This is a genomic window from Nocardia sp. NPDC060220 (assembly GCF_042727815.1).
Lineage (GTDB): Bacteria > Actinomycetota > Actinomycetes > Mycobacteriales > Mycobacteriaceae > Nocardia.
Window position 1 is genome coordinate 1 of the sequence record NZ_JBHWZY010000386.1, and the last position, 6343, is coordinate 6343.

5 protein-coding genes and 1 pseudogene are annotated in these 6343 nt (G+C 68.3%); 5 read left to right on the forward strand and 1 reads right to left on the reverse strand.

The genetic code is table 11. The features are described 5' to 3' along the window. The 4 genes and pseudogenes from ACFWF3_RS20205 to ACFWF3_RS20220 form a co-directional block, all read left to right on the forward strand. Positions 1-129 (forward strand): annotated as a pseudogene (locus ACFWF3_RS20205) (TetR/AcrR family transcriptional regulator); the annotation flags it as partial. An 18-nt stretch (positions 130-147) separates the two neighbouring features. Then, positions 148-1776: an acyl-CoA dehydrogenase family protein gene (locus tag ACFWF3_RS20210; protein ID WP_379314843.1), complete on the forward strand. Its 1629-nt coding sequence runs from the start codon at positions 148-150 to the stop codon at positions 1774-1776. A 47-nt stretch (positions 1777-1823) separates the two neighbouring features. After that, a complete protein-coding gene (locus ACFWF3_RS20215; protein ID WP_379314844.1) occupies positions 1824-2489 on the forward strand; it encodes a nucleoside/nucleotide kinase family protein in 666 nt (221 codons plus the stop codon). Between the two features lie 59 nt (positions 2490-2548). Further along, on the forward strand, positions 2549-3115 hold the full coding sequence (locus ACFWF3_RS20220) for a potassium channel family protein (RefSeq protein WP_378993286.1): 567 nt from the start codon (positions 2549-2551) through the stop codon (positions 3113-3115). Here ACFWF3_RS20220 and pgi read toward each other — a convergent pair. Further along, positions 3084-4727: a glucose-6-phosphate isomerase gene (gene pgi / locus ACFWF3_RS20225; RefSeq protein WP_379314845.1), complete on the reverse strand. Its 1644-nt coding sequence runs from the start codon at positions 4725-4727 to the stop codon at positions 3084-3086. The genes ACFWF3_RS20220 and pgi overlap by 32 nt on opposite strands. Before the next feature lie 190 nt (positions 4728-4917). On the opposite strand from pgi, the gene ACFWF3_RS20230 reads away from it, so the two are divergent. Next, positions 4918-6343, forward strand: a 1426-nt coding sequence (locus ACFWF3_RS20230; RefSeq protein WP_379314846.1) for an NAD-dependent succinate-semialdehyde dehydrogenase, incomplete at its 3' end; no start/stop codon positions are given.

Sequence of the window (6343 nt, forward strand, 5' to 3'; positions counted from 1 at the left end):
GCCCTCGTCGGCGCGATCGGCGAGGTGCTGGTCGGCCCGCTGGCCGCCGCGCCGCACGCCGAGACCGTCATCCCCGAATTGGTCGCTTTCGCCGTGCGCGCACTCGGTGCGCGCCCGGAAACGTTGTAGTCGAAGGAGTTACCGGATATGCCGACCCACGAAGTCTTCAACCAGGCGCCACCACTGATCCCCTTCGATGCCGCGCGCAACCCCGCGCTGCTGGAAGGTCTGCACCGCGAAGGTGCGGGCTGGGCCGAAGCCGAAGTGCGCGAACTCGGCGCGCTGGCAGGCGGTTTCGCGGCGCAGGAGTGGGGCAGACTCGCCAACGAGTACCCGCCGGTGCTGCACACCCACGACCGGTGGGGCAATCGTGTCGACGAGGTGGAATTCCACCCGCACTGGCACGACCTGATGAATGTCGCGGTGACACATGGGCTGCACGGTTCGCCGTGGCTGGACGAGCGGCCCGGCGCGCACACCGCGCGCGCCGCCAAGTTCTACACCTGGGGTGCCGCCGACGCCGGACACATGTGCCCGATCTCGATGACCTACGCGGTGGTGCCCGCGCTGCGCCACAACCCCGAACTGGCGGCCCGCTTCGAGCCGCTGCTGGGCTCGCGCACCTACGATTTCGGCTTGCGCGAACCATCGACCAAGGCCGGTCTCATCGCGGGCATGTCGATGACGGAGAAGCAGGGCGGCTCCGATGTCCGGGCCAACACCACCACTGCCACACCGCAACCCGATGGCTCGTACCGCATCGTCGGGCACAAGTGGTTCACCTCGGCGCCCATGTCGGATATGTTCCTCACGCTCGCGCAGGCCCCGGGCGGCCTGTCGTGTTTCCTGCTGCCCCGGGTACTGCCCGACGGCACCCGCAACCCCCTCCGCATCCAGCGGCTGAAAGACAAGCTGGGCAACAAGTCCAACGCGTCCTCGGAGATCGAATACGAGAACGCCACCGGCTGGCTCGTCGGCGCCGAGGGGGCAGGCGTGAAGACGATCATCGAGATGGTCAACATGACCCGTCTCGACTGCGTGATCGGCTCGGCCACCGGCATGCGGCTCGGCGCGGTCACCGCGATCCACCACGCCCGCCACCGAAAAGCCTTCGGCGCCGAGCTGATCGACCAGCCCGCCATGCGCAATGTGCTGGCCGACCTCGTCATCGAATCGGATGCCGCGACCACGGTGATGATGCGACTGGCCGGGGCCACCGACCGCGCGGGCAGCGATCCGGCCGAGGCCGCGCTGCGCCGGATCGCGCTCGCCATCACCAAGTACTGGGTCTGCAAGCGTGCTCCCGCCCACGCCGCCGAAGCGCTGGAATGCCTGGGCGGCAACGGCTATGCCGAGGAGTCGGGCATGCCGCGGCTGTATCGCGAGGCGCCGCTCATGTCGATCTGGGAAGGGTCGGGCAATGTGGCGGCGCTGGACGCGTTGCGCGCCATGGGACGTCAGCCCGAGACGGTCGAGGCCTATTTCGCCGAGGTCGGACTCGCCCGCGGCGCCGATGCGCGCCTCGACGACGCGATCGACCGGGTGGGCAAGGAACTCACGGACCTGTCCGATATCGAATATCGTGCCCGCCGCGTCGTGGAACTGATGGCACTCGTCCTGCAGGGCGCGCAGTTGGTGCGGCACGGGCATCCCGCCGTCGCGGATGCCTTCTGCGCCACCCGACTCGGCGCCGAGTGGGGCATCGCCTTCGGCACGCTGCCCGTCGGCGTCGACACCGGTGCGATCCTCGAGCGAGGCTTCGTCGACGTTCGCTGAGTCCGTCTTGTCCTCACGTGCTGCCACCCGGTGCGTAGGGTAGGCCCGTGACCTGGGCGAACGAGGTGCTGTCGGTGGGCGAACTGGCGCAACGAATCCCGGTGCGCCATGAGCGGTTTCTGCTGGGGATCGCCGGGCCGCCGGGAGCCGGGAAATCGACACTGGCGCAGCGGCTTCGCGTCGAGCTGTGCCGGTCGGGGCGGCCCGCGGCGGTGGCGCCGATGGATGGCTATCACCTGCGAAACGAGGTGTTGCGGGCGCGGAACGCCCTGGCGCGCAAGGGTGAGCCGGATACCTTCGATGCGGGCGGTTTCGTCGCGGATCTGCGGTTGCTGCGGGAAGCGCCGGTCGGAGCGCCGGTGCCGTGGCCGCTGTTCGATCGTGCGATCGACGAGCCGACCGATGGCGGTGTTGTCGTGTGTGACGAGCGGGTGGTCGTCATCGAGGGCAACTATCTGCTGCTGACCCCGACCGAGGCACCGGGTTGGGCGGATGTCCGCGGGCTGCTCGACGCCTGCTGGTACCTGGACGCGCCGCGGCAGGTGCTCACCGAACGACTCATGGACCGGCACACCGCGGGCGGGCGAACACCGGACCAGGCGCAGGAGAAGGTGCTGGGGAGCGATCTGCGCAACGCAGATCTCATCGCGGCGAGCAGGAACCGCGCCGACCACGTGTTGACCGCGGTGGGGGACGGCTATCGCGTGACCTGATTCGTGTCGAACGGCGCGTGTGGCACGGAAATCGGCAGCTTCGGGGCAATCATGGAGTGATGACGCGAGGTCGGCGGTTCCCCGGGCATGCGATGCGCAACGGCGCGGCGGCGTTGTGCGCGGTGCTGTTGTACTACAGCGTGCCGGTGGGCTGGATGTTCGAGCTCGACGCGTGGCCGGGGCGGTTGGTAGGGGTGGTCCTCTTCGCCGGCGGGATCGCGGGGCTGGGCTGGCTGGTCTGGCGGCGGATCGACAACTATCTGCGGGAGCCGACCGCCGCGGGAGCACAGGTCGACGGATTGCTGCTGCTCGTATGCATCGTCGGTGTGGTGTTCGCCCTGTTCTACTACCGCTTGCAGCAGCTTCATCCGGATCAGTTCGCCGGGCTCGAAACTCGCACCGACGCACTGTATTACACGCTCGTCACCCTCGGCACCGTCGGATTCGGCGACGTGCACGCCGTCGGTCAGGCCGCGCGCATCGCCACGATGGTGCAGATCGTGTTCGACCTGGTGGTGCTCGGCACCCTGCTCACCATCATCACTACCAGCGTGACCGGCCGGATCCAGGCCGCGACCCGTGCCGCGCACAAGGTCAGCGGCGATGCGCCCGATACCACTCGATGAGCTCGTCGGTCGACGAATCACCCACCGACACCGGCTTTTCCGGTCCGCTCAGCAGCGGCATCAGGGCGAGCGCCTGCTGCTTGCCCAGCTCGACACCCCACTGGTCGAAACTGTCGACACCCCAGATGATGCCCTCGACGAACACCTGGTGCTCGTAGAGCGCGATCAGCTGACCCAGCGCCGACGGCGTGAGCTCCGCCGTCAGGATCGTGGTGCTGGGCCGATTACCCGGCATCACCTTGTGCGGCACCAGTTCCGGGTCGGTGCCCTCGGCGCGGATCTCCTCGGCGGTCTTGCCGAACGCCAGCACCTTCGACTGCGCGAACAGGTTGCTGATCAGGATGTCCTGCATGCTGCCGGTGCCGTCGCGGGTCGGCAGGTCGTCGGTGGACCTGGCGAAGCCGAGGAAATCGGCGGGGATCAGGCGGGTGCCCTGGTGGAGGAGCTGGTAAAAGGCGTGCTGGCCGTTGGTACCCGGCTCGCCCCAGAAGATCTCGCCGGTCGACGAGGTGACCGGGGTGCCGTCGGCGCGGACCGACTTGCCGTTGGACTCCATCGTCAATTGCTGGAGATAGGCGGGGAATCGGGCCATGTCATTCGAATAGGGCAGGACCACACGGGATTCCGCGCCGAAGAAATTCGAGTACCAGACACCGAGCATCGCCAGCAGGACCGGCGCGTTCTCCGCCAGCGGCGCGGTGGCGAAATGCTTGTCTATGGCGTGCATTCCGCTGAGGAATTCCGCGAACTGCTCCTTGCCGATGGTCACCATCACCGAGAGACCGATCGCCGAATCCACCGAGTAACGGCCGCCGACCCAATCCCAGAAGCCGAACATGTGCGCGGTATCGATGCCGAAGGCAGCCACGCGTTCCGCGTTCGTCGACACCGCGACGAAATGCTTGGCGACCGCTTCCTCACCGAGCGCGTCGACCAGCCAGCGGCGCGCGGCGGTGGCGTTGGTGAGGGTTTCCAGCGTCGAGAACGTCTTGGACGCGACAATGAACAAGGTGGTGGCCGGATCGAGGCCGGTGAGCTTGGCGACCAGATCGGCCGGGTCGACATTCGAGACGAAACGGGCGCCGATGCCCGCGTCGACGTAGTGGCGCAGTGCGCGATACACCATGTCGGGGCCCAGATCCGAGCCACCGATGCCGATATTGACGATGGTCTCGATGCGTTCGCCGGTCGCGCCGCGCCACACGCCCGAGCGCACGGAATCAGCGAATTCGCCCATCCGCCGCAGGACGTCGTGCACTTCTGCATCGGCGTCGGTGCCGTCGATGCAGAGCTGGTCGCCGACCGGTAGGCGCAGGGCGATATGGCCGACCGCGCGATCCTCGGAGGTGTTGATGTGCTGGCCCGCGTACATCGCGTCGCGGCGTTGCGGCACACCCGCCGTGTGCGCGAGATCGACGAGCAGGCGCAGGGTTTCGCGGGTCACGCGATGTTTGCTGTAGTCGATGTGCAGGTCCGCCACCTGCATCGTCAGCTCGTGACCGCGTGCCGGGTCATCGGCGAACAGCTGCCTCAGGTGCATCGGCGCAACGGTGCGGTGATTGCTGTGCAGTGCCTGCCAGGCCGCCGACGCGGTGATGTCGCTGCTGCTCACGAGCCGAGGGTACCGCGTTACCGGCGGGCAGGCGCGCGGGTGTCGACGACCCCGACAAGCCACCGGTACGGTCTGGGAGTGTGCCGGGCACGAGGCCCCACCGCCTCCCACTGCCGCGCACGCGACGCAGGGCCGAGAGCTGCCAGTCGAGCTCCCGGACGACGCGCTACATTCTCGGAGAGGCGGGACAGTGTCTGAACGCGATGTACTCGAATTCGTACCCAAGGGTTTGTGGATCGGCTCCGGGCCCGTCGACGCCACCGGGGGTGGCACTTTCGACGTACACAATCCGGCCGATGGGACGGTGATCGCGCAGGTCGCCGACGCGACTCCCGAGGACGCGATGCGGGCGCTGGACGCGGCTGTCGCGGCGGGACCGGCGTGGGCGGCGACGCCGTCGCGGGAGCGGGGCGAGATCCTGCGGACGGTGTTCGAGCAGCTCACCGCGCGAGCGGAGGAATTCGCGCTGCTGATGACGCTCGAGATGGGCAAGGCACTGTCGGAGAGCCGCAACGAGGTGCGCTACGGCGCCGAGTTCTTCCGCTGGAACAGCGAAGAGGCCGTGCGGATCCACGGGCGGTATCTGAACGCGCCGTCGGGAACCGGGCGGATCATGGTCGCCAAGCAGCCGGTGGGTCCGTGCCTGGCGATCACACCGTGGAATTTCCCGCTGGCCATGGGCACCCGCAAGATCGGGCCCGCGCTGGCGGCGGGCTGCACGATGATCGTCAAGCCCGCCTCGGCGACGCCGCTGACCATGCTGGCGCTGGCCGAGCTCTGTAGCGAGGCAGGCCTGCCCGACGGGGTGCTGTCGGTGATCACCACCCAGCGTTCCGGGGCCGTCACGGGCCCGCTGATCGACGATCCGCGGCTGCGCAAGCTCACCTTCACCGGCTCCACCGAAGTCGGTAAGAAGCTCGTTGCGGCGTCCGCGAACCGGCTGCTGCGCACGTCCATGGAATTGGGCGGCAACGCGCCGTTCGTCGTGTTCGACGATGCCGATATCGACGCCGCCGTGGCCGGTGCGATGCAGGCGAAGCTGCGCAACGGCGGCGAAGCCTGCACCGCCGCCAACCGGTTCTACGTCCAGCGCGGTGTGGTCGCCGAGTTCACCGAGAAGTTCGTCGCCGCGATGGCCGACACCGTCGTGATGGGCCCCGGCACCGACGCCGCGACCACCCTCGGCCCACTGGTGAGCGAGGATCAGCGCGAGATCGTGAGCGACCTGGTCGACGATGCTGTCGCCGTGGGCGCGCGAGCGTTGATCGGCGGCAAGGTTCCCGGCGGTCCAGGGTGGTATTACCCCGCCACGATCCTGGGCGATGTCCCGCCGTCCGCCCGCATCCTGCGCGAGGAAGTGTTCGGTCCGGTCGCCCCGATCGTCGCGTTCGACACCGACGAGGAGGGCGTCGCCGCCGCGAACGACACCGAATACGGGCTGGTCAGCTACGTGTTCACCCGAGATCTCGACCGTGCGCTGCGCATCTCGGAGGCGATGGAGAGCGGCATGGTGGGCGTGAACCGCGGCGTCATCTCCGACCCCGCCGCCCCGTTCGGCGGCGTCAAGGAATCGGGCTTCGGTCGCGAGGGCGGCACCGAGGGCATCGAGGAATACC

What these genes read in the sequence shown, in the direction of transcription:
- ACFWF3_RS20210 (WP_379314843.1), top strand. Translation starts at nt 148, where the DNA reads ATGCCGACCCACGAAGTCTTCAACCAGGCGCCACCACTGATCCCCTTC.
- ACFWF3_RS20220 (WP_378993286.1), top strand. Translation starts at nt 2,549, where the DNA reads ATGACGCGAGGTCGGCGGTTCCCCGGGCATGCGATGCGCAACGGCGCG.